At 70.4% G+C, this 21,936-nt stretch carries 20 protein-coding genes and 2 tRNA genes; 1 reads left to right on the forward strand and 21 read right to left on the reverse strand.

Going from position 1 to position 21,936, the window contains the following annotated elements; all coding sequences use genetic code 11:
* Positions 1-7 precede the first annotated feature (7 nt).
* From H149_RS0110970 to lpdA, 19 genes are all read right to left on the reverse strand, one after another.
* Positions 8-3,469, reverse strand: a complete 3,462-nt coding sequence (locus tag H149_RS0110970) for a UvrD-helicase domain-containing protein (protein ID WP_169518339.1) — start codon at positions 3,467-3,469, stop codon at positions 8-10.
* Between the two features lie 13 nt (positions 3,470-3,482).
* Positions 3,483-6,212: a PD-(D/E)XK nuclease family protein gene (locus tag H149_RS20665; protein ID WP_169518340.1), complete on the reverse strand. Its 2,730-nt coding sequence runs from the start codon at positions 6,210-6,212 to the stop codon at positions 3,483-3,485.
* A 98-nt stretch (positions 6,213-6,310) separates the two neighbouring features.
* A tRNA-Pro gene (locus H149_RS0110985) sits at positions 6,311-6,387 on the reverse strand.
* A 30-nt stretch (positions 6,388-6,417) separates the two neighbouring features.
* A tRNA-Lys gene (locus tag H149_RS0110990) sits at positions 6,418-6,493 on the reverse strand.
* Positions 6,494-6,542: 49 nt separating this feature from the next.
* On the reverse strand, positions 6,543-7,217 hold the full coding sequence (gene queC, locus H149_RS0110995) for a 7-cyano-7-deazaguanine synthase QueC (protein ID WP_020649805.1): 675 nt from the start codon (positions 7,215-7,217) through the stop codon (positions 6,543-6,545).
* A gap of 125 nt (positions 7,218-7,342) precedes the next feature.
* Positions 7,343-8,011, reverse strand: coding sequence for a 7-carboxy-7-deazaguanine synthase QueE (gene queE / locus H149_RS0111000; RefSeq protein WP_020649806.1), 669 nt, complete (start codon positions 8,009-8,011; stop codon positions 7,343-7,345).
* Between the two features lie 21 nt (positions 8,012-8,032).
* A complete protein-coding gene (gene ybgF / locus H149_RS0111005; protein ID WP_020649807.1) occupies positions 8,033-8,932 on the reverse strand; it encodes a tol-pal system protein YbgF in 900 nt (299 codons plus the stop codon).
* Between the two features lie 35 nt (positions 8,933-8,967).
* Positions 8,968-9,486: a peptidoglycan-associated lipoprotein Pal gene (gene pal / locus H149_RS0111010; protein ID WP_020649808.1), complete on the reverse strand. Its 519-nt coding sequence runs from the start codon at positions 9,484-9,486 to the stop codon at positions 8,968-8,970.
* Positions 9,487-9,548: 62 nt separating this feature from the next.
* Entirely contained in the window at positions 9,549-10,844 is a 1,296-nt protein-coding gene (gene tolB, locus H149_RS0111015; RefSeq protein ID WP_020649809.1) for a Tol-Pal system beta propeller repeat protein TolB, read from the reverse strand.
* 52 nt (positions 10,845-10,896) lie between these two features.
* Entirely contained in the window at positions 10,897-11,853 is a 957-nt protein-coding gene (gene tolA / locus H149_RS20670) for a cell envelope integrity protein TolA (protein WP_020649810.1), read from the reverse strand.
* On the reverse strand, positions 11,853-12,296 hold the full coding sequence (locus tag H149_RS0111025) for an ExbD/TolR family protein (RefSeq protein WP_020649811.1): 444 nt from the start codon (positions 12,294-12,296) through the stop codon (positions 11,853-11,855). Before H149_RS0111025 ends, tolA begins: the two co-directional genes overlap by 1 nt.
* A 1-nt stretch (position 12,297) precedes the next feature.
* A complete protein-coding gene (gene tolQ, locus H149_RS0111030) occupies positions 12,298-12,978 on the reverse strand; it encodes a protein TolQ (RefSeq protein ID WP_020649812.1) in 681 nt (226 codons plus the stop codon).
* Between the two features lie 75 nt (positions 12,979-13,053).
* Positions 13,054-13,497 carry a tol-pal system-associated acyl-CoA thioesterase gene (gene ybgC, locus H149_RS0111035; RefSeq protein WP_020649813.1) on the reverse strand — a complete coding sequence of 148 codons (444 nt, stop codon included), beginning with the start codon at positions 13,495-13,497 and terminating at the stop codon, positions 13,054-13,056.
* Entirely contained in the window at positions 13,494-14,525 is a 1,032-nt protein-coding gene (ruvB, locus tag H149_RS0111040) for a Holliday junction branch migration DNA helicase RuvB (RefSeq protein ID WP_020649814.1), read from the reverse strand. Before ruvB ends, ybgC begins: the two co-directional genes overlap by 4 nt.
* 64 nt (positions 14,526-14,589) lie before the next feature.
* Positions 14,590-15,177 carry a Holliday junction branch migration protein RuvA gene (gene ruvA / locus H149_RS0111045; protein ID WP_020649815.1) on the reverse strand — a complete coding sequence of 196 codons (588 nt, stop codon included), beginning with the start codon at positions 15,175-15,177 and terminating at the stop codon, positions 14,590-14,592.
* Positions 15,174-15,698, reverse strand: a complete 525-nt coding sequence (gene ruvC, locus H149_RS0111050) for a crossover junction endodeoxyribonuclease RuvC (protein WP_020649816.1) — start codon at positions 15,696-15,698, stop codon at positions 15,174-15,176. The genes ruvA and ruvC overlap by 4 nt, the downstream gene beginning before the upstream one ends.
* A gap of 143 nt (positions 15,699-15,841) precedes the next feature.
* Positions 15,842-16,561 carry a YebC/PmpR family DNA-binding transcriptional regulator gene (locus tag H149_RS0111055; RefSeq protein WP_020649817.1) on the reverse strand — a complete coding sequence of 240 codons (720 nt, stop codon included), beginning with the start codon at positions 16,559-16,561 and terminating at the stop codon, positions 15,842-15,844.
* Between the two features lie 34 nt (positions 16,562-16,595).
* Positions 16,596-17,198 (reverse strand): YfaZ family outer membrane protein, encoded by a 603-nt coding sequence (locus tag H149_RS0111060; RefSeq protein ID WP_020649818.1) that lies wholly within the window; start codon positions 17,196-17,198, stop codon positions 16,596-16,598.
* A gap of 76 nt (positions 17,199-17,274) precedes the next feature.
* Entirely contained in the window at positions 17,275-18,720 is a 1,446-nt protein-coding gene (gene lpdA / locus H149_RS0111065) for a dihydrolipoyl dehydrogenase (RefSeq protein ID WP_020649819.1), read from the reverse strand.
* 152 nt (positions 18,721-18,872) lie between these two features.
* Here lpdA and H149_RS0111070 point away from each other — a divergent pair, with 152 nt between their 5' ends.
* Entirely contained in the window at positions 18,873-19,082 is a 210-nt protein-coding gene (locus H149_RS0111070) for a hypothetical protein (protein WP_154654751.1), read from the forward strand.
* 630 nt (positions 19,083-19,712) lie between these two features.
* Here H149_RS0111070 and H149_RS0111080 read toward each other — a convergent pair.
* Entirely contained in the window at positions 19,713-20,585 is an 873-nt protein-coding gene (locus H149_RS0111080) for a metal-dependent hydrolase (protein WP_020649822.1), read from the reverse strand.
* A 171-nt stretch (positions 20,586-20,756) separates the two neighbouring features.
* Positions 20,757-21,788: an AraC family transcriptional regulator gene (locus H149_RS0111085; RefSeq protein WP_020649823.1), complete on the reverse strand. Its 1,032-nt coding sequence runs from the start codon at positions 21,786-21,788 to the stop codon at positions 20,757-20,759.
* Positions 21,789-21,936 lie beyond the last annotated feature (148 nt).

The following is a 21,936-nucleotide window of genomic DNA, read 5'->3' on the forward strand; positions in this document are numbered from 1 at the left end:
GCGCCGTTCAGACCTCGATCGGCTGCCAGCGCAGCGCCGGCTCGTCGAGCAGCGGCAGGTACAGCGCCGCGCGCACCGGCTGCGGTCCGTGGCGACGCAGCAGGTCGGCGTAGGTCTGCAGCTGGCGCTGATAGCGGCGCCGTTCCTCGGCGACGAAGGCGTCGAGTTCGCCGCCCTCGTGGCGGCTGGTCTTGAAGTCGACGATCCAGCGCACGCCGTCGGCGTCGATGAAGCTGCGGTCGATCACGAAACGCTGCGCGCGGCCGTCGAGCCAGGCCGTCAGCGCCCATTCGCTGCGCGCCTCGCGATGGGCCGGATCGAACAGCCAGCGCCCGCGCGGATCGTCGAGCAGCGCCTGCAGCGCACGCTGCACGAGCTGCGCCGCGCCGCCCAGGCTCGCCGCCGGCACGCCGGCCTCGGCCAGCTCCTGCGGCAGACCGTGCGCGAGCGCCGCCAGCCGCACCGCGTCCCATTGCGCCAGATCGCCGGCGGCGAGCCGCTCGGCCCAGCGGTGGAAGACGACGCCGATCAGGCGCGCAACTTCACCGGCCCATTCGAAGGCCGGCGTCAGCGCCGGCACCGGCGCTTCAGCGGCGGACAGCGACCAGGCCGGCAACGGCGGCGCCTGCCAACCGGCGACGAGGCGGCGCAGCGGCGGCGGCGGCGCGGCCCCGAGGGCGTCGAACGTGGCCGCTGCGGCCGGCGCCGGTGGCGGTGCGCCGGCGGCCGCAGCGACGTAATCGGCGGCGACGGCCGGCCACAGCCGCGCCAGCAGGCTGCTCGGCGGCGGCGCCTTGGGCGCGCCGTCGGCATCGCGCGCGACGCTGCCGAGCAGATGCAGGCGGCGCCGCGCGCGCGTCGCCGCGACATACAGCAAGCGCCCGTCCTCGTGCAGCTGCTTGTCGGCGGCCAGGCTGCGGATATAGGCGTAGGTCGCATCGCTCTCGTCGCCGCGCGCGTGGATCGGCGCGAGCACCAGCTGCGCGCGTCCGTCGGCGTCGATGCGGCGATCGAAGACGATCGGCGGCGGCGTATCGCTGCGCGTCGTGCGGCCGAGGCCGGGCACGATCACGGTGTCGAACTCCAGGCCCTTGGACTTGTGGATCGTCATCAGGCTCAGGCGCCCGTCGGCGAGCGGATCGGGCGTCGCCTTGAGATTGGCGAGCGCCAGATCGAGCGCGTCGAGATCCGCCAGCGCCGGTCCCTGCGCGAGCGTTTCGAGCCGCGCGAAGAACTGCTGCGCATCGTTGAGATCGCGCGTCTCGCGCACCGCGGCCGGACCGCCGAGGGCGAGCCAGACGCCCTCGACCCAGCGCCGCAGGGGCTTGCGTCCCTGCTGCGCGAGCGCCGCCTCGAGCACGTCGAGCGCGCGGGCCAGCCGGCCGCGACCATCGGCGCCGAGCCGCGCAAGGCGCTGCGGATCGCGCAGCGCCGTCAGCAGCGGCTGACGCGGCGGCACGCCGTCGGCGAGCGCATGAAGATCGGCGAGGCGCAGGCCGCACCACGGCGCGCGCAGGATCGCCAGCCAGGCGACGCGATCCATCGGCAGCAGCAGCGCGCGCGTCAGGGCACGCAAGTCTTCGATCACCGGACGGCTGGCGAGACTTTCGAGATCGACCGCCTGGTAGCGCAGCCCGGCCGCGCGCAGCGCCGGCATCAGCTCGTCGAGATGCGTGCGGCTGCGCACCAGCACGGCGATGCTGCCGTCGGCGTCGGCGGCGCGTGCCTCGCGCACCAGCTCGACGATGCGGCGGGCTTCGCTGCGCGCGTCGTCCTCGCCGGACGGCCCGGCGAACTGCGGATGGACGACGACCGCCGGGCCCACCTCGGCCGCGCGCGTCGCGGTCGCCGCGCTGTACGGCACGGCGCTGCGCCCGACGTCCTCGCGCGGCGGCAGCACCTGCGCGAACGCGGCGTTGACCCAGTCGACGAGGCCGGCGCGCGAGCGGAAGTTGCATTGCAGGCGCAGCGCTTCCAGCGGCAGCGCGGCGACGCCGTCGCGGCGCGCGCGCAGGTACAGGCCGACGTCGGCTTCGCGAAAACGGTAAATGCTCTGCATCGGATCGCCGACCACGAACAGCGTGCGGCCGTCGCCGTCCTGCCAGCCGGCGGTGAGCCGCGTCAGCAGGCGGTATTGCGTCGCCGAGGTGTCCTGGAATTCGTCGACCAGCAGATGATGGATGCGGTAATCGAAGGCCAGCGCCAGATCGGTCGGGGCTTCGTCGCTGCCGAGCGCGGCGACCGCTTGCGCGGCGACTTCGGCAAAATCGACTGCGCCATGCGCCGCGAACACGACACGCAGCTGCGCAGCGGCGAGCTTGAGCACGTCGAGCAGCGCCTGCAGTACCTCCCACTGCGCATCGTCGTAGGCCGGCGCCGGCAGGCTGCGCAAACGCTGCAGCAGGTCGAGCAGGCCGTCCTGCGCGGCGAGATCGGCGATCAGCTGCAGGTGCGCGTCGCGCGGCGGGCCGAGCTGCTCCTTCTCGGCCTTGCTCTTGCCGGCGGGGAAACCACAGCGCGCGTCGATCTTCTGCCGCCAGTCGCCATCCTTCTTCAGCACCAGCTCGACCAGCGCGAGCCAGCGCGGCAGCTGTGCCGGCGCGACCGGCGGCCATGTGCCGTCGCGCAGCGCGTGCAGCGCCAGCTCCGGCTGCGCGGCGTAGAGCTGCGACGAGGCGTGCGCGGCGGAGGCCAGCCAGATCTCGCGCTGTGGCGCGGCGATCGCCGCGTCGGCCGCGCCGAGCGCGGTGCGGACGATCGCCTCCAGCGCGGCTTCGAGTTCGACGCGCGCGGCGCGGCCGCCCTCGGTCGCGAAGTGCAGCCACTGATCACGGCGGCCGAGCAGCGCGACCAGCTGTTCCTCGAGCAGGCCGCTGCGGTTGTCGAAATGGCGCAGCACGCGCGCCAGCGGTTCGCGATACGGCGTCTCGGCCTCGAGCATCGCCAGCGTCGCGCGCGCCGCCTCGCGGTACAGCGGCTCGGCTTCGGCGGCGATCTGCACGCGGCCGCCGAAGCCGGCGGTCAACGGCATCTGTTGCGTGATGTGCATGCACAGCGCGTCGATCGTCATCACCCGCAGGCGCTGCGGATTGTCCTCCAGCCGCCAGCCGCGCTGCCGCGAGCGCTCGAGTGCGGCGCGCGCCAGCCGCCAGGTCTGCGCGCGATGCGCGTCGTCCGGCTCGGCCATCGTCGCCGCGTCACGGATCGCGCGGAACACGCGCGCACGCATTTCCGCGGCGGCCTTGCGCGTGAAGGTGATCGCGACGACCTCTTCCGGCTCGTCGACGCCGGCCAGCAGCACCAGCAGGCGCTGCGTCAGCAGCTCGGTCTTGCCGGAGCCGGCCGGCGCCTGGACGATGAAGCTGGTCCGCGGGTCAAGCGCGCGGGCGCGCGCGGCGGCGTCGATCACGCCCATCGCGTCGCCCCCCGCAGCGCCTGCGCGCGCGTCGTCGTCACGCCCTGCCCCCATGGATGCCGGCTCCTCATGTGGCGACCTCCTCGCCCTCGTCGAGCGAGACGTCCTCGCGGATGCGGCACAGCGCATGCAGACCGCAGTCGCGGCAGCTCTGGCGTGGATGCTTGGGCGCGACCGCTGCCCAGCCGGCGCGGATCTCGCGAGCGAGCGTCGCCAGCTCGCCGCGCCACTGGCCGTGCAGCGCCGCCCAGCTCGCCGCTTCGCGCGTCGCCGGATCGGCGGCGTAGTCGGCGATGCCCGCCGCGAAGCGCTCGTCGCAAGCGATGCCCTGCAGGCCGATGTCGCCGGCGGCGAGGCGCGCGAAGGCCAGCGCACTGATGTCGGCTTCGGTCAGCGCGTAGAGCAGCAGCTGCGGATCCTCGGGCCGGCCGTCGGCCCACGGCGGCGTCTTGCGCGCGCCGGTCTTGTAGTCGAGCACGATGCGCCGGCCGTGCGCGTCGACGTCGACGCGGTCCGGCCGCAGGCGCAGGCGCAGACCTTCGAATTCGGTCGTGGCATCGGCGGCGACGCCCTCGCCGGCCTCGCCGTCGAGCGCGCGATTCTCGACGCTGAGCACGCGAAACGGCGCGCGCGCGCGTTCGACGTCGAGCCAGTCCCGGATCAGCGCCGTCAGGCGCTGCGCTTCGAGTGTGCGCAGCACCGGCCGCAGGCGCTGCGGCGCGCGGCGCTGCAGCTCGTCGAGCGCTGCGTCGACGGCGCTTGCAACCTGGGCGCCGACGCTCGCATCGTCGAGCGCGAGCAGCGCGCGCTGCTCGCGCCAGTCGCTCCACAGGTGTTCGAGCACGCGATGCACGAGCACGCCGCGATCGATCGCGGTGATGCCGTAGCCGGCCGCCTCGAGCGGTCGCGCACCGAGCCGATGCACGGCATAGCCGCGAAACGGGCAGCGCGCCTGATCGCCGAGCACACGGGTGCCACCGCCGAGCACCGCACCTTCGGCCGGCGGCGGCGCCTGCGCGTCGTTGAGCGTCTCGATGCGCGCCGCCGCGGCGCTGTCGCGCCAGGCCTGCGGCAGCGCCTCGACCGCCAGCGCCTCGACCGCCAGCGCCAGATCGGCCAGCAGCGGACTCGGCGCTTGTTCGCGACCGTCGCCGCTGCGCGCGTAGCTCAGAACCAGCTCGCCGCTGCGGCGCCGCCAGCCGTCGAGCTGCGCCTGCGCGTAGGCGAGCTCGCGCTGCGCCGAGGCGTGCGGCAAGCCGTGCCGGCGCTGCAGGCGGTGCGGAATGAACGGATGCGGCCGGCTCGCCGCCGGCCAGCGCTCGTCGTCGATGCCGCAGACCCACAGCGCGTCGAACGACAGGCCCTGCGCTTCGAGCACGCCCATCACCTGCAGGCGCACGTCGCCGGCCTGCGCCTGGAACAGCGTGCGCTCGGCCAGCTCGCGCAGCGCCGAGACCGCCGCCGACAGCGGAATGCGGCCGAGCACGCGATCGAGCGCGGCAAACTGCAGCAATACCTCGCGCCAGCGCGACAGCATCTGGAATTCTTCGCTGTCGAGCGGGCGGACGCCGGGCCAGCGCACGACGGCAAGCGCGGCGGTGAACAGCTCCGCCCACTCCGCCGGCGTCTGGCGGCGCGGCGGCAAGGCGGCGGCATACGCGCGCCAGTCCTCGCGCAGCGGCGCCGGCGCCAGCGGCAGCAGCGCCGCCAGATCGGCGTCGAGCCAGCCTTCGGCAGCGAGCGTCGCGTCGAACGCGGTGCGCTGCAGGCGTGCGGCCTCATCTCCCCAGTACGGTGATGCGAACAGCGTGCCGCGCGTCGCCGCGTCGCAGCCGAGCGCGGCGAGCTGCAGCAACTGCAGCGCCGCCTGCACCGGGCCGCATGCCGCCAGCGGCATGCCGAGCGTGAGGTCGTACGGACGCGCCACGCTGTGCGCGCCGGGCGCATCGAGCGAGGGGCACAGCTGCTCGTCGAAGATGCGCTGCACGGCGGCGCGGCGCGCGCCGATGTCGGGCACGATGACGGCGACGCGGCGCGGCGGCTCAGCCTGCAGCTGGGTCCGGGCCCAGGCCGCGGCAGCGCGCAGCTCCAGCTCCTCGTCGGCGGCCGCGACCAGACGCGGCGTCAGCGGCGCGCGCTCGTCGGCCAGCCGTGACAAGGTCACGCTACGCGCCGCGAGCGCCGCCAGCCAGTCGTCGAGGCGCGGCGTGGTCTCTTCGAAACCCGCCAGCACGATCGCGTCGGGCACGGCGAGCGCGCCATCGCGGACGTATCCGAGCAGCGCGCGGTCGAACAGCGCCGCGTCGATCACGCCGAGCCGTTCGAGGCGCCGCCGGTACGACTGCGCCCAGCCGTTGAAGCGCTCGACATCGGCGAAACCGCCGGCCTCCAGCGGCAGCGGCAGGCGGTACTCGTGGCATAGCGCCCAGGCTTCGGCGGCCAGCGCGGCGGCGTCGCCGGCGCGCAGCAGAGGCAAGGGTTCGCGGCTTTCGTCGATGCACAGGCGCCACAGCACGCGCGCCTCGGCGGCGGCGATGCACGGCGGCAGCGCCGCGCCGGCCAGTACGAGTGCCGGCCGCGCCTGCGTGTAAAGACGGTCGACGAAGGCGTCGAAGCCGAGGATCTGCGGCGTGTCCCAAACCGCGAAGCCGGCAGCGACGCGCCAGCGCGCGTGCGCCTCGTGCAGCGCCTGCGCTTGGCGGTGGCTGGCGCAGACCAGCACCGCGGCCGACGGCGCGGCCGCGGCGAGGCGGGCGTGCAGTTCGTCTGCCGGACAGGCGGCCAGAGAGTCGAACATCGGCAGGATCGGCATCGTGGGACTGGCGCGCAGTATGCCGGGCGCGAGGCTCGTATTCCGAGCCCGGACGCGCCGCGCCACGGCAGCGACGGAAGGAATGGTCGGGGCGACTGGATTCGAACCAGCGACCCTCTGCTCCCAAAGCAGATGCGCTACCAGACTGCGCTACGCCCCGACGGGCACTGCAGACACATCGCGGCGAGGATGGTGGGTCGTGCTGGATTCGAACCAGCGACCAACTGGTTAAAAGCCAGCTGCTCTACCGACTGAGCTAACGACCCGGCGACCGTCGATGCGTCATGAGGGCGCGCATGATAAACGAATGGCGCTCTAGCCGCGATAAGGCGTCGGGTCCGGCACGCCGGCCTCGGCGAAGCCGGCAGCGCGCAGCCGGCAGGAGTCGCAGCGGCCGCAGGCGCGGCCCTGCTCGTCGGCCTGGTAGCAGGACACGGTCAGCGCGTAGTCGACGCCGAGGCGCGTGCCTTCGCGAATGATGTCGGCCTTGCTCATCGTCAGCAGTGGCGCGTGGATCTTGAAGCGCGCGCCCTCGACACCGGCCTTGGTCGCGACATTGGCGAGCGCCTCGAAGGCCTCGATGAACGCCGGCCGGCAGTCCGGATAGCCGGAGTAGTCGACGGCGTTGACGCCGATGAACAGGTCCCGGACGCCGAGCACCTCGGCCCAGCCGAGCGCCAGCGACAGGAACAGGGTGTTGCGCGCCGGCACGTAGGTGACCGGAATGCCGTCGACCGGCGCTTCCGGCACGGCGATGTTGCGATCAGTCAGCGCCGAACCACCGACTGCGTCGAGATTGACCTGCATCTGCTGCAGGCGCGCGGCGCCGAGCGCCGCGGCGACGCGTTGCGCCGCCGCCAGCTCGGCGACATGGCGCTGGCCGTACGACACGGCGAGCGCGTAGCACTCGTAGCCCTGGCGACGGGCGATCGCCAGCACGGTCGCCGAGTCGAGGCCTCCGGACAGCAGGATGACGGCTTTCTTGCTCATGCGTGATACCAAAAGTTCAGCGCGCGGCCGGCGGCGGTCGCGCGAACGAAAGCGAAAAGGATAGCCGCACGGGCGGCGCCCGGCGTCCGCAGCGGGGATAGCAAGATACGCACCAGATGCGGCCGCTAGCGGCCCGGCGCGTTACCCCACAGCACCTTGTGCAGCTGCATCTGGAAGCGGACCGGCAAGCGGTCGGCGACGATCCAGTCGGCAAGCTGCGTGGCGTCGAGCTGGCCCGCGCTCGGCGAGAACAGCACCGCGCAGCGCCCGGCGAGGCCGTGCTCGGCGACGCAGGCTTTGGCCCATTCGTAATCCTGGCGATCGCAGAGCACGAACTTGATCTCGTCGTGCGCTTGCAGCAGCGCCAGATTCTCCCAGCGGTTGCGTGCCACTTCCGCGGAGCCCGGGGTCTTGATGTCGAGCACGCGGATCACGCGCGGGTCAACGCCGGAGATGTCGATCGCGCCGCTGGTCTCCAGCGAAACGCGGTGGCCGGCATCGCACAGGCGCGTCAGCAGCGGCAGCGCGTTCTTCTGCGCCAGCGGCTCGCCGCCGGTGACGCAGACATGCCGGGCGCCGAGGCGCTGCACTTCGTCGACGATCGCATCGAGGCTCAGCCACTGGCCGCCGTGGAACGCATAGGCGGTGTCGCAGTACTGGCAGCGCAGCGGGCAGCCGGTCAGGCGCACGAATACCGTCGGCCAGCCGACCGACGAGGATTCGCCCTGCAGCGAAAGGAAGATCTCGGTGATCTTGAGACGAGGCGGCGTGGCCGGCGACGGCGTGAGGTCCAACGCAGCTCCCGCGCAGCCCGCTTACTTCTTGGCCGGCTCGAGGCGCTGCTGGGCCAGACGGGCGGCGTTCGAGTTCGGGTAGGTCTTGATCACGCGCTGCAGCGTGGCGCGCCCCTGCGCGTCCTGCCCGAGGTCCATCTGCACGAGGCCGGACTTGAGCAGCGCATCGGCGCTCTTGCCGCTCTGCGGAAAGCGCTGGCCGACGGCCTGGAAGGCCGCGAGCGCCGACTTGTAGTCGCGCTTCACGTAGTAGGCCTCGCCGCTCCAGTAGAGCGCATTGTCCGCGTAGCGGCCTTGCGGCCACTTCTCGAGCTGGGCACGGAAACCCTTGAGCGCGTCGTCGTACTTGCCGTTCTTGAGCTGGTCGAAGGCGGCGAGATAGGCCGCTTCCTCATCCGGCGAAGGCGCGCTGCCCTGCGAAAGCGTGGTCGCTCCCGACGCCGTGACAGCAGGCGGCGGCGTGGCGACGGGAATGCTGGCGCTGCTTGCGGCAGCGCTGGCCGGTACCGCGACCGGCGCGGTCGCCGGTGCCGGCATCGTCGACGGCAGCGCCGGCGTCACGCCGGCCTCGCCACCGACAACCGGTGCGGCAGCGCCACCGGCGGCCTCCAGACGCGCGAGGCGCGCCTCGAGATCGCGGCTGCGCTGCTGCGACTGATCGAAATCGTAGCGCAGCTTCTCGACGTCGCCGCGCAGCGAGCGCACGTCGTCGCGAAGATGCTGGTTCTGCTCGTCGGCGCCCGCGAGGTTGGCCGCGTCGAGCCGCCGCTGCAGCACGGCGACGCGGCCTTCCACGGCCTGCAGGCGCCGCTCCTCCGGAGACAGCACGTCCTTGCCGCCCGAGACGCTGCCGCCATAGTCGGACGCGCAAGCCGCGAGGCTGGCGACGATCGCGATGAGGGCAAGTCGGCTTGGGCGCATGAAGGCTGCTCCGGAGGTTGCGGCGGGTCAGGCGCTTACTGACGGATGATCTGCGCGCGGCGGTTCTGCGACCAGGCCGACTCTTCGTGGCCTTCCGCAACCGGACGCTCTTCACCGTAGCTGATCACCGAGATCTGCGCCGCCGTCACACCCTGGGCCGTCAGCGCATCCTTGACGGCATTGGCGCGGCGCTCGCCGAGGCCGATGTTGTACTCGCGGGTGCCGCGCTCGTCGGTATGGCCTTCGATGCGGACCTTGGCGACCGGGTTGGCGGTCAGATACTTGGCGTAGGCGCCGACGACCGAGGCGTATTCCGGCTTGATCGCGCTGGAATCGTAGTCGAAGTACACGAGGTTGTTGCTGAGCGCGCGCTCCGCAGCGGTGCGGGCATCTTCGTCGCCGAGCTGGGAGCCGGCGCCGGAGGTGTCGTTATAGGCCGAGCTCGGCGTCGACGGCGGCGGCGTGCTGGCCGTCTTGTCGCCCTTGGAGGCGCAAGCGCCGAGCGTGAGCATGGAAACAATCGTCAGCGACAACAGCAATTTATTCTTGATCATCTTGAACTCCTACGACGGAGAACAACTTGGGTCGGGTGTTGAGAGAGGGGATTCTGGACAACTTAACGCATCAAGGGGGACCACGAGGGCTCCTGGACATCGCCACCGGCCTGCCTCATCGTCAGACGCACGCGTCCATCGACTGATACGGTTTCGAGCTGGCGTCCTCGGGGACCTTGCGACGAATAGATTACCACGGCGCCACCCGGAGCGAACGACGGACCTTCATCGAGAGGGCCGCTGCTGAGGACGCGCACTGCCCCCGTGGCGAGATCCTGGATGGCGATCCGCTGACCGCCGTCGGTCGTCACGTACAGGATCGATTTGCCGTCCGGCGAATAGCTCGGACGCGAGTTCTGCGAACCCTGGAACGTGAGCCGCCGTGGCTCGCCGCCGTTGGCGCCGATCTCGTAGACCTGCGGCTTGCCGCCGCGGTCCGAGGTGAAGACGATCTTGCTGCCGTCCGGCGACCATGCCGGCTCGGTATCGATCGCGTAGTGGTCGGTGAGACGCTTGCGCTGCTTGGTCGCCAGATCCATGACGTAGACGTCCGGATTGATCTCGAACGACAGCACGAACGCCAGCTTGGTCCCGTCCGGCGACCACGCCGGCGAGCCGTTGATGCCCTTCTCGCTGATCAGCTTCTGCACGCGGCCGGTTTCGGTCGAATACAGGTAGATCGCCGAGCGGCCGCGCTCGTAGCCGACCAGCGCGATCTGCTTGCGGTCCGGCGACCAGGACGGCGACATGATCGTTTCGCGCGAATTGATCGGGTACTGCGGGTTCTCGCCGTCGGAATCGGCGATCACCAGCTGGTAGGTGCGCTGGAAGCCCAGCCCCTTGGCCGCCACGTAGGCAATCTTGGTGTTGAAGTAACCCGGGATGCCGAGCAGCTGCTCGTAGATCTTGTCGGCGATCCAGTGCGCGGCATAGCGCGCCTGCGAGGCGCTCTTGATCGGATAGTCGTAGGCGATGACCTGCTTGCCGGACAGCGAGTCGAGCAGGAAGAAACGCACCACATAGCCGCCCCTGCCGTCCTCCCAGACCTTGCCGATCACGACGTTGTCGAAGCCCTGCGCGCGCCACGGTGCGGCATCGAACGAGGCCAGCTCGCTCGGCCGCTGGCGCATCTCGGCGCGCGGCATGGTGCGGAAACGGCCGCTGCGCGCCAGGTCGTTGTCGACCACCTGAGCGAGATCGGTCGGCAGGCCCGGCACCTGCGCGAACGGCACGATGGCGATCGGCAGCGCGCCGACGTCGCCGCCGGTGACGGTGATTTCGAGCTGGGCCCGGGCCGGTGCCGCCGCCAGTCCGCAGACGACGACGAGCAGGGCCAGAATGCGTTGATAGACGTTCATAGACGCTGAAGGATGAGACGGGAGAATGAGCCCACGATGAACGGCACCTGACTCACTGGCAGCCGCTCGCCGACGGGCAGAAGTTGATCGTCACGTTCGGCACAAAAGCGCGCGGATCGGGCGGCAGCGGCATCGGGCTGGCCTTGAGCACCGCCGCCTCGACCGAGCGGTCGAGCGGCGCACTGCCGCAGCTCGACACCACGCGAGCGTTCTGCACTTCGCCGTTGCTCGCCAATTGCATCGCCACCACGCAGCGGAAGCTGTCCGGCGACGCCGGCGGGCGGATCCAGAACTTGCGGATGCGCGCGGCCATCACCTGCCCCCAATCGGCCTGCGCCTGCTGGATGCGGCCCTGGACTTCGGCGGCCATCGCCGCCTCCATTTCTTCCTTGCGGCGCTTGGCCTCGGCCGCCTCGCGCTCGCGCTTCTGGCGTTCGAGTTCCTGGCGTTCGGCCTCGGCCTGGCGCTTGAGCTCGGCCTCGGCTTCCTTGCGGCGCTGCTCTTCCTGGCGCTTCTGCTCGGCCTCTTCCTGCTTCTTGCGCAGCTCGTCCTGACGCTGCTTCTCGGCCTCGGCCTTCTTCTGCAGCTGATCCTGGCGCTTGCGCTCGGCCTCGGCCTTCAGCTCGGCTTCCTTCTGCTTGCGCTGCTCGGCCTCGACGCGCTTGCGCTCGTCGTCCTGCTGCGCCTTCTTCTGCCGCTCGACGTCCGCCTGCTTGGCCTTTTCCTGCTCCTGCTGGCGGGCAAGGGCCTGCTGCTGGCGCGCCTGCTCCTGCTGCTGTTCGAGCGCTTCCTGCTGCTTCTGCTGCTCGAGCTGGCGCTGCCGCTCGATCTCCTGCTGGCGGCGGACCTGCTCGGCGCGCGCCTCGCGCGGGTCCTGCGCGATCAGCACGGCTTCGATCGGCGGCGGCGCCTGGATCTTGCGATGGAAGATCGCGCCGGCGAACAGCAGTGCGAACAAAACGAGATGCAGCGCCAGCGCTGCAATCAGATAGCGACGCTCGAAGATCATTAGGGCCGCTTGCGGGGAGTCGCCTCGTCGGCGGATTCGGTGACGAAGCCGATCTTGGTGGCGCCGGCGCTGCGCAGGATCGCCATGCCGCGCGCGACGTACTCGTACGGCACCTTCTTGTCGCCGTTGACGAGCACCATCTGGCCGGGCTTGGCCGCCATCAGTTCCTGCACCTTGGCCCCGAGCGCCGATTCGTCGAGCACTTCGCCGTTCAGCTTGTAGCGACCGTCGGCGAGGATCTGCAGCGTCGGCGGATCCTCCGGCACCGTCATCGATTCGGCGTTGGCGTCCGGCAGGTCGACGTCGACACCCTGCGTCATCAGCGGCGCCGTCACCATGAAGATGATCAGCAGCACCAGCATGACGTCGATGTACGGCACGACGTTGATGTCGGCGTTCATGCGGCGCTTGCCGCCGCGACCACCCTGCACCGGCGCGCCCATCTCAGTGCTTCCCGCCGCGCAGGCCGCGCTCGATGATGCCGGTCAGCTCGTCGGCGAAGACCTGGAAGCGGGTGTCGAGCTTCTCGACGCCGCGCGTGAAGAAGTTGTAGGCGATGACCGCCGGGATCGCCGCGAACAGGCCCATCGCCGTGGCGATCAGCGCCTCGGCGATGCCCGGCGCGACGGTGGCGAGCGACGCCTGCTTGACGTTACCGATCGAAATGAAGGCGCTCATGATGCCCCACACCGTGCCGAACAGGCCGACGTAGGGGCTGGTCGAGCCGATCGTGGCCAGCGTCGCCAGCCCGCCTTCGAGTTTTTCCAGTTCGCGGGTCTGCGTCACGCGCATCTGCCGCTGCACGGCGGCGAGGACGTCGTCCGGATCGGCCCGCCCGGTCGTCTGCTGGCGGGCGAATTCCTCGTAGCCCGCCTTGAAGATCGCCGCGCTGCCGCGGGTGTCGTCGTCGCGGCGCACCGCCTCGTAGAGATCGGCGAGATTGCCGCCGCTCCAGAAGCGCTCTTCGAACTGGCTGGCCTCCTTGACGGTCCGCGACAGCAGCGCGCGCTTGCCGAGGATCACCGCCCAGGACAACACCGAGGCGACGACGAGCAACAGCAGCACGATCTGCGCGAGCGCACTGGCCTGCAGGATCAGGTGGGTCAGCGAGAGATTGGCATTCATGGAAAGCGTATGGCCTGGAAAGCGGATACGGAAAATAGCGGGCGAACCTTAACATTCCCCGTCTGGCAGATCATGTCATCCGATGCCGTTGGGCTGGATTTCCGCAGCGTCACGCCAGCGCGCGATCGCCTGCTCCAGCGGCTCGGGCAGCGGCGCCGGCCGGAAATCGGCACTGCCGACGCAGCCGATGCGCACACGGGCACGCGCCAGCAGGGTCGGCTCGCCGGTCCGGAACAGGGACTGCTCGAAAATGATGCTGGCACGGCGGATCTGCTGGACCTCGGTACGGATTTCCAGCGCGTCGTCGAGCCGCGCCGGGGCGCGGAAGTCGATCTCCAGATTGGCGACCGTGAAGGCGATGCCGAGATCGCGCATCAGCCGCTCCTGGCCGAGACCGAGCGCGCGCAGCCATTCGGTGCGGGCGCGCTCGAAGAAGCGCAGGTAGTTGGCATGGTAGACCACGCCGCTGGCGTCGGTGTCCTCGTAGTAGACCCGCAGCGGCAAAACGAAGCGGCTCATTCGGCGAACAGGTCCGGGGTGCCGAGCCGGTCCGGCATCTTCAGTCCGTAGTGCTGATACGCCAGCTTGCCGGCGATGCGGCCGCGCGGCGTGCGCATCAGATAACCCTGCTGGATCAGGTAAGGCTCGATGACGTCCTCGATGGTGTCGCGCGCCTCGCCGATCGCCGCGGCGAGGTTGTCGACGCCGGCCGGACCGCCGTCGAAGCGCTCGATCAGGGTCAGCAGCAGCTTGCGGTCCATGAGATCGAAACCCTGGCTGTCGACCGCCAGCAGCTGCATCGCCTCGCCGGCCAGTCTGGCGGTGATGTGGCCATCGCCGCGCACCTCGGCGTAGTCGCGCGCGCGGCGCAGCAGGCGGTTGGCGATGCGCGGCGTGCCGCGCGAGCGGCGTGCGATCTCCGCGGCGCCCTCCGGCTCGATCGGCGCCCCGAGGATGCCGGCCGAGCGCAGGACGATGTGGGTCAGATCCGGCACCGAATAGAACTCGAGGCGCTGCACGAGGCCGAAGCGGTCGCGCAGCGGACTGGTCAGGCTGCCGGCGCGGGTGGTGGCGCCGACCAGCGTGAATGGCGGCAAATCGAGACGGATCGAGCGCGCCGCCGGCCCTTCGCCGATGACGATGTCGAGCTGGTAGTCCTCCATCGCCGGATACAGCACTTCCTCGACGATCGGCGACAGGCGGTGGATCTCGTCGACGAACAGCAGGTCGCGCGGTTCGAGGTTGGTCAGCAGCGCAGCGAGATCGCCCGGCCGCTCCAGCACCGGACCGGAGGTCTGGCGCAGGTTGACGCCCATTTCCTCGGCGAGGATGTGCGCGAGCGTGGTCTTGCCGAGGCCCGGCGGACCGAAGATCAGCACATGGTCGAGCGCGTCGCCGCGGCGACGCGCCGCCTCGATGGCGATGCCCATCTGTTCGCGGACCGCCGGCTGGCCGACGTAATCGGCGAGCCGGTGCGGACGGATCGCGCGCTCGACGCGCTCCTCGTCGCCGCCGGCCTTCGCCGAGACGATGCGTTCCTCGCTCATCTGCAAAACCTCGCAGCGTCATTGCGAGGAGCGCAGCGACGAAGCAATGACGGGATTGCCACGCTCATTTCACGGCGCGCTTGAGCGCCTCCTGGATGATCTGCTCGGTCGTCATGCCGTCCTTATACACGGCATCGGTGAAGCGCTGGATCTCGGCCGGCTTGTAGCCGAGCGCGGCGAGCGCGCTCTTGGCCTCGCCGAGCGCCGAGGCGTCGGTAGCGAGCCGCACGCCGGGCACGGCTTCGCCTTCGGCACCGGCCTTGTCGCGCATCTCGACGACCAGGCGCTCGGCGGTCTTGCGGCCGACGCCGGGCAGCTTGGTGAGCCGCGCGACGTCGCCAGCGCGCACCGTGTTCCAGAAGTCCTCGACGCTGACGCCGGACAGCACGGTCAGCGCCAGCTTGGGACCGACACCGGAAATCTTGATCAGCTCGCGGAACAGGTTCTTCTCGGTACTGCTCGCGAACCCGAACAGCAGGTGCGCGTCCTCACGCACCGTCAGATGCGTCTGCAGGCTGACGGTCTCGCCGAGCGCCGGCAGCTTGTAGAAGGTCGACATCGGCGCTTCGATCTCGTAGCCGACGCCGCCGACGTCGACCAGCAGCAGCGGCGGCTGCTTGAGCACCAGCTTGCCGGTGATGCGGCCGATCATGCGCGGCTCCAGCTGCGGCTGCGCGCGCCGACGACCAGGCCGGTGCGCTCGCGCATGCCGCGCACCTGGGCGTGCGTGAGCGCGATCGCCAGCGCGTCGGAAGCGTCGACCGCCATGCGGCCCTGCAGGTTCAGCAGCACTTTCACCATATGTTGCACCTGCAGTTTCTCGGCGCGGCCGCTGCCGGTCAGCGCCTGCTTGACCTGGGCGGGCGCGTATTCGGCGACATCGAGCCCGACCTGCGCCAGCGCGCAGAGCGCCACGCCGCGCGCCTGCCCGAGCACCAGCGCGGTCTGCACGTTCTTGTTGACGAACACTTCCTCGATCGCCGCTTCCGCCGGAGCGAACTCGGCGAGCAGCGCGCCGAGCTCGCGCTGGATCTGCAGCAGCCGCTGCGGCATCGTGCCGGCGGCGGTGCTGATGCGGCCGGCGGCGATCATGCAGGCGCGGCCGCGGTCCGCTTCGATGATGCCGTAGCCCGTATGCCGCGAGCCGGGATCGATGCCGATGATGCGGATCATGCCGGCGGTCCGCCGCGGCGCGAGCGCGACGCGCGGTCGCGCGCCTGCCGTCCCGCCTCCCGCCAAAGTCCGTCGAGCACCCTCGCTCTCCCCGTCGCCTGCATGGCGGCGCCCGTCGCCGGGCTCGCCCCGACCGCCCCGGATCAGCCGAGGTCGGCGTTCGAATAGACCTTCTGCACGTCGTCGAGGTCTTCGAGCATGTCGATCAGCTTCTGCACCGACTCGCGCGCCTCGCCGGCGACGTCGACCATGGTGCCCGGGCGCAGCGTGACGTCGGCCTGAACCGGCTTGAGGCCCTTGGCCTCCAGCGCCTGCTTGACCGCCTCGAAGCTGTCCGTCGCGCAGAGCACTTCGGTCCAGCCCTCCTCGCTGAGGACGTCGTCGGCGCCCGCTTCGAGCGCCGCCTCGAGGATCTTCTCCTCGAGCGCGGCGTCGCCGCCGGTCTCGAAGAAGATCTGGCCGACGCGCGCGAACATATACGCCACCGCGCCGGACGTGCCGAGATTGCCGCCGTGCTTCGAGAAAGCGTGGCGGACCTCGGCGACGGTGCGGACCGGGTTGTCGGTCATGCAGTCGACGATGATCGCGACGCCGCCCGGGCCGTAGCCCTCGTAGCGGATCTCCTCGAAGTGATCGCTGCCGCCCTCGCCGGTGCCGCGCTTGATCGCGCGCTCGGCGGTGTCCTTCGTCATGTTGGCGGCGAAGGCCTTGTCGAGGACCAGGCGCAGACGCGCGTTGGTCTTCGGATCGCCGCCGCCGGCACGCGCGGCGACCGTGATCTCGCGGATGAACTTCGTGAACAGCTTGCCGCGCTTGGCGTCTTCGACACCCTTGCGCGCGGCAATACTCGGACCTCGACCCATATACCCTCGTCTGCCCGGCAACCCAGGCGCGATCTTAGAACGTCAGTGCGATGCCGCCATAGAGGCCGGTGTCGAGCGTCACGTCGTGGCCATGTTCGACGCCGAACTTGACGTTGCGGGCGCCGACATAGACCGCCGCATTGCGGTTCAGCTCGTAGCTCAGCACCACGCCGATGTCGCGATAATCGTCGATGTCGCCGAAGCTGACCACGCTCGGCGCATAGTACGCATAGCCGCCGAGACCGAGGCGCTCATAGCCCGGCAGGCGCGCGTCGAAACGGACGCCCGGCGCGATCGCGCCGCCATTGTCGCCGTCGCCGCCGACGTAGACGCCGCGCAGGCCGGCGCCGACGGTCAGATCGAGATCGCGCAGGCCGGCGTCGCCGCTGACCAAGAAGCCCGCGTGCACGGCGTAGCTGTTGTCGCCGTTGTCACGGTGCTGCAGATAGCCGAGGTCGTACTGGCCCTGGGCGCCGCCGATCAGGCGCGACAGCGGACCGGTCAGGCCGAAGCGGAACGAATCGTTCGACAGGCCGAAATCGACCGTCTCGGCCTGGGCGGCGCCCGCCGCCAGGACCAGGCCGGCGGCGGAAATGCGGGCAAGCCGGCGAAACAACCGCGATACCGGGAACATCATGTCCGGAGAACTCCTGAAAGTGTGAGGTCGGAGAAACGCGAACGGCGCCCCGCTCGCGCGGGGCGCCGCCGGCCGTTTACTTCTTGGCCTTGTTGACCGCGTGGATCGCGCGGCCGTCGACCGAAAGCACGGCCTCGTGGAAGTTCTCCGACAGCGTCGGATGACCGTGCATGGTCAGCGCGATGTCCTCGCAGGTGGCCGCGAACTCGAGCGCCAGCACCGCCTCGGCGAGCAGCTCCGAGACGTACGGACCGACCATGTGCACACCGAGAATGCGATCGGTCTTGGCGTCGGCGATGATCTTGATCGTGCCCTGCGCCGCTTCCATGGCCTTGGCGCGGCCGTTGGCGGCGAACGGGCCGGTGCCGATCTTGACCTCGTAGCCCTTGGCCTTGGCCTGCTCTTCCGACAGGCCGGTCCAGGCGATCTCCGGGGCGGTATAGACCACGCTCGGGATCGCGTTGTAATTCACTTGGGTGTGCTCGCCGTGCAGCTGCTCGGCCAGCGCCACGCCTTCTTCGATGGCCTTGTGTGCGAGCATCGCGCCGCCGATCACGTCGCCGATCGCGTAGATGCCCGGAACGTTGGTCTTGTAGTTGGCGTCGACCTTGACGAAGCCGCGCTCGTCGAACGCCACGCCGATTTCCTTGGCGTTGAGACCGTCGGTGTTCGGACGGCGGCCGACGGCGACGATCAGCTTGTCGAAGACTTCCGTCTTCTTCTCGCCGCCCATCTCGTACTCGACCTCGACCGCCTTGGTCTTGGTGCCGGTGACCTTGGCGGTGCTGACCTTGGCGCCGAGGCGGATGTCGAGACCCTGCTTGGTCAGGTGACGCATCGCTTCCTTGGCGATCTGCGCATCGACCATCGGCAGGAAGTTCGGCAGCGCTTCGAGAATGACGGTCTTGGCGCCGAGGCGGCTCCAGACGCTGCCGAGCTCGACGCCGATCACGCCGGCACCGATGATGCCCAGACGCTGCGGCACTTCAGTGAAGTCGAGCGCGCCCCAGGAATCGACGATCGACTCGTTGTCGAACGGCGCGATCTTGAGGTTCACCGGCGACGAGCCGGTGGCGATGACGATGGTCTTGGCCGACAGAACCTGCTTCTCACCCTTGTGCGAGGTGAACTCGACCTTGCCGTCGCCGAGCAGCTTGCCGAAGCCTTCGAGGCCGGTGACCTTGTTGGCGGCGAACAGCTGCTTGATGCCGCCGGTGAGGCCACGCGAGACCGCGGTCTTGCGCGCCTGCATCTTGGCGAGATCGAGCTTCAGCTCGCCGACGCCGATGCCATGCGCCGCCGCCTCATGCTGCATGCGGTGCCACAGCTCCGACGACTCGAGCAAGGCCTTGGAGGGGATGCAGCCGGCGTTGAGGCAGGTGCCACCGAACGCGGCGGTATTGTCCTTGTTGAGCCACGCGTCGATGCAGGCGGTCTTGAAGCCGAGCTGCGCGGCGCGGATGGCGGCCGGGTAGCCGGCGGGGCCACCGCCGACGACCACGACGTCGTATTGGTCAGTCATGATGCTCCTTCTCTGTTTGCGCGCATTTTAGCCCCGGCGGTCCGTCATCGCACGGCATTCGCTACAACTTTCGCATGCGCGTCGGCGGCGGTCCGGCGCGGATGCGCAAACGCCCGGTCTGCCGCGCCGCCCCGCAGGGTCGTGATCGCTCCGTGAATCCGCTTGCCGGGCGGGCACCGACGCTGCGCGACGCCGTTCTCGCGCGGCGCGAACTCAGCCTGCCGGATGCCGGGCCGGACCTCCTGCGCAGGCGGTGCCCGCGCGATCTCCGGCAGCGGTTGCGCCAGCTCGTGCTGCGCCGCGTCGCACGGCCGGCGGCTCCGCCGCTGCGCGTTGCGCTGCCGCAGTACCTGTGGCGCTAATTCCACAAACTGCCGAACGGCAGCGACCCGAAGCGCATCACGCGCGCCGAACAGCACCGGCTTCGACCGCATCCTGCTCGGCGCGATGCGCCGGGCGCGCGGCACCCTCGCCGCCGGCTGCGGCGCCGGCCATTCATCGCAGGGGCGGGCCGCCGCGGGCGTGCCGGACGTCTGGGTCGTGGATGCGACGCCGCACCTGCTGCAGCACGCGGCGCGGCAGCTGCCGCAGCCGCGCTTCGTGCAGGGGCCTCGCCGAGCGCACTGAACGGGCCAATGCGAGTGTCGACGGCGTCGCCGCGTGCTTCTGGTTCCACGCGCTGCCGCCGCGCTCGCCGAGGCGCGGCGCCGGCTGCAGACGGCTAAGCGGCTGGACGGCTGGACGGCTGGCGATCGTCGAGCCGACGCCGGAACAGTTGGTCGCCCCGCCGTACGCGCTGTGGCGGGCGCGGCGGGCGCGGACCCTACTTTTGGGGGCCGGCGCGCTTCGTCAACGAGCGGTTGCTCCGCGCCGGGCATCGCTCCGACGTGCCGGCCTGGCTCGCCGCCACCGGCTGCACGCGGGTCGAGGAGCGCGCCCTGTTTCCGACGCGCCTGATCGTCGCCGCGCGGCGCGGCCGACGGCGGCGCCGTTCAGGCCGCGCGGGTCGCGGCCATCACCGCGTCGGCGGCGGCGAGCGCATTGCTGCCGCTGCGCTCGTAGCTTTCGCGCCAGAGCCGGTAGGTCTGCAGCTCGCCCTGCTGCCAGGGATGGAAGCCCGGCTTGAAGTACGCGAGGTAATGACGCATCAGCCGCGGATACAGGCCGCCGGGACCGTACAGCCACCACAGCCCCCGCGCCCAGACGCCGAAGCCGTTGCGGACGCCGTCGACCTTGAACATGTGGCGCATGATCGCGAAGACGTGCAGCGGAAACGTCAGCGAGACCTGCAGCATGCTGAGCACGCGCGTGAAGTAACCGCCGCGCGCGACTTTCTGGAAGACGTCGAAGGCGACCGCCTTGTGCTCGATCTCCTCGACCGCGTGCCAGGCGTACATCGCCCGCACACGCGGATCGGCGTCGTCGAACATGCCGGTCGAGAAGAAACCATGCGCCATCAGCGCCGTCATGTGCTCGGCCGCGGCGGTCTGGCCAAGCGTGTAAACCTTGGGCAGACGCCGGCGGAAGACGTCGAACATGATCTGCCGCTGCCGCGCCAGCACCTCGTCGACCGCGATGCCCTGCGACTTCAGGTGTTCATTGAACGCGGTGTGCACGACGCCATGCTGGCCTTCCTGGTACATGAAGTCCTTGACCGCCGCACGCAGCTGCGGGTCGTCGATGCCGTCACGGTAGTCGCGCACGCAGGCGATGAAGAACTTCTCGCCTTCCGGGAACAGCAGCGACATCGCATCGAAGAAACGGGTGCGGAACGGGTCGCCGCCGAACCACCAGCGCGGCAGGTCCTGCCACGCGAACTCCGGTCCCTTGCGCGGCACGATCGCCTGCGGGCTGCCTCCGTCCATCTTCGGTCTCCTCGTTCTGCGCCGATGGCCGAACTGTAGGCAGCGACGCCCGCCGCGCCTATGACAGGTGGCGACCACCTGGGAACTTTTGGCGACAGCGCGGCCTGTACCTTAAGCCAGTCGCGAACCCGAACGCCGCTGCATGCGCCCGCCCGCCGGCCGCGCCAGGCACTAACGGCCGCGCAGACGGTAGCGGCTCGGCGTCACGCCGGCCCAGCGCGTGAACGCGCGCGTGAAGCTGCGCCGGTCCGAGAAACCCAGGCGCTCGCTGATCGTTTCGAGATCGAGCCGCGCATCGTCGAGATCGCGCAGCGCCAGCCGGTAGCGCACGCGGTCCTGCAGCTCGCCGTAGACCTCGCCCTCCTCGCGCAGCCGACGCTGCAGCGTGCGCTCGTGCAACGCCAGCCGGCGCGCCATTTGCGCGATACCGAGCCCGAGCAGATGCGGCTCGCGCTCGAACTGCGCTTCGACCGCCGCGATCAGACCGCTGCGCCGCGGCAGGCGTGCGAGACGCTGCTCGACGCGCGCCTCGGCCTGGCCGTGCAGGGCCGGGAAGCCGCCATCGAGCGGCACGTCGAGCTGGGCACGCGGCAGCTCGATCGCGTTGCACGACTGCGCGAACGCCACCGGAATGCGGAAGTGGCTTTCATACGCCGCCGCGTAGGCCGGCGCCGGATAGCGGAAGCGCAGGCGGCTGAAGCGTTCGACGTCGCCGTGCAGCATGCGTCCGAAGCGGGCGATCGCGGCAAAGATCGATTCGATGAAGTAGATCGCGGCGGCCCCGCCATCGCGCGGCTCGCCGGCGCCGCGCAGCGTCAGCCGCGCGATATCGCCATCCTCCTCGAGGCGCACGTCGATCAGCGGATTGATCAGCGTGCGCACCCAGTCGAACACGCGCACCGCGTCGCGCAGCGTCGGGCTGGTCGCCAGGAAGGTGCCGATGTCCGGCAGATAGTCGAACGCGAAGGTTTCGCCGAGCACGAACGGAAAGTGCTGGCTGCGCGCGCGCGCGACGCAGGCGACCATCGCCTGTTCGAGCCGCGGGCGGCTGACCGTCGCGTCCTCGAGATGGATCAGGTCGGTCTCGATGCCGAGTTCGTCGAACACCGGCTGGATGTTGAAGCCGCACAGCGCCGCTGCCTTCACCCAGTTCGGCAGGGTGATGAACGGAATCGGTTCCTCGTGCAGCGGCGCGCGGTTCATGGCCCTGCAGTATGCCGGAGCGGCGTCCGCCGGCGGACCGGCGGCGGGCGGCCGAAACGCATCGGGCCCGCGTCCGGCGGGCCCGATGGGGTGACAGCGAGAGTGCCCTGCGCTGCCGGCAGCCGTCGCGCACGACGGCATGCCGGCC

The sequence above is a fragment of the Solimonas variicoloris DSM 15731 genome (assembly GCF_000382285.1).
Classification (GTDB): domain Bacteria; phylum Pseudomonadota; class Gammaproteobacteria; order Nevskiales; family Nevskiaceae; genus Solimonas; species Solimonas variicoloris.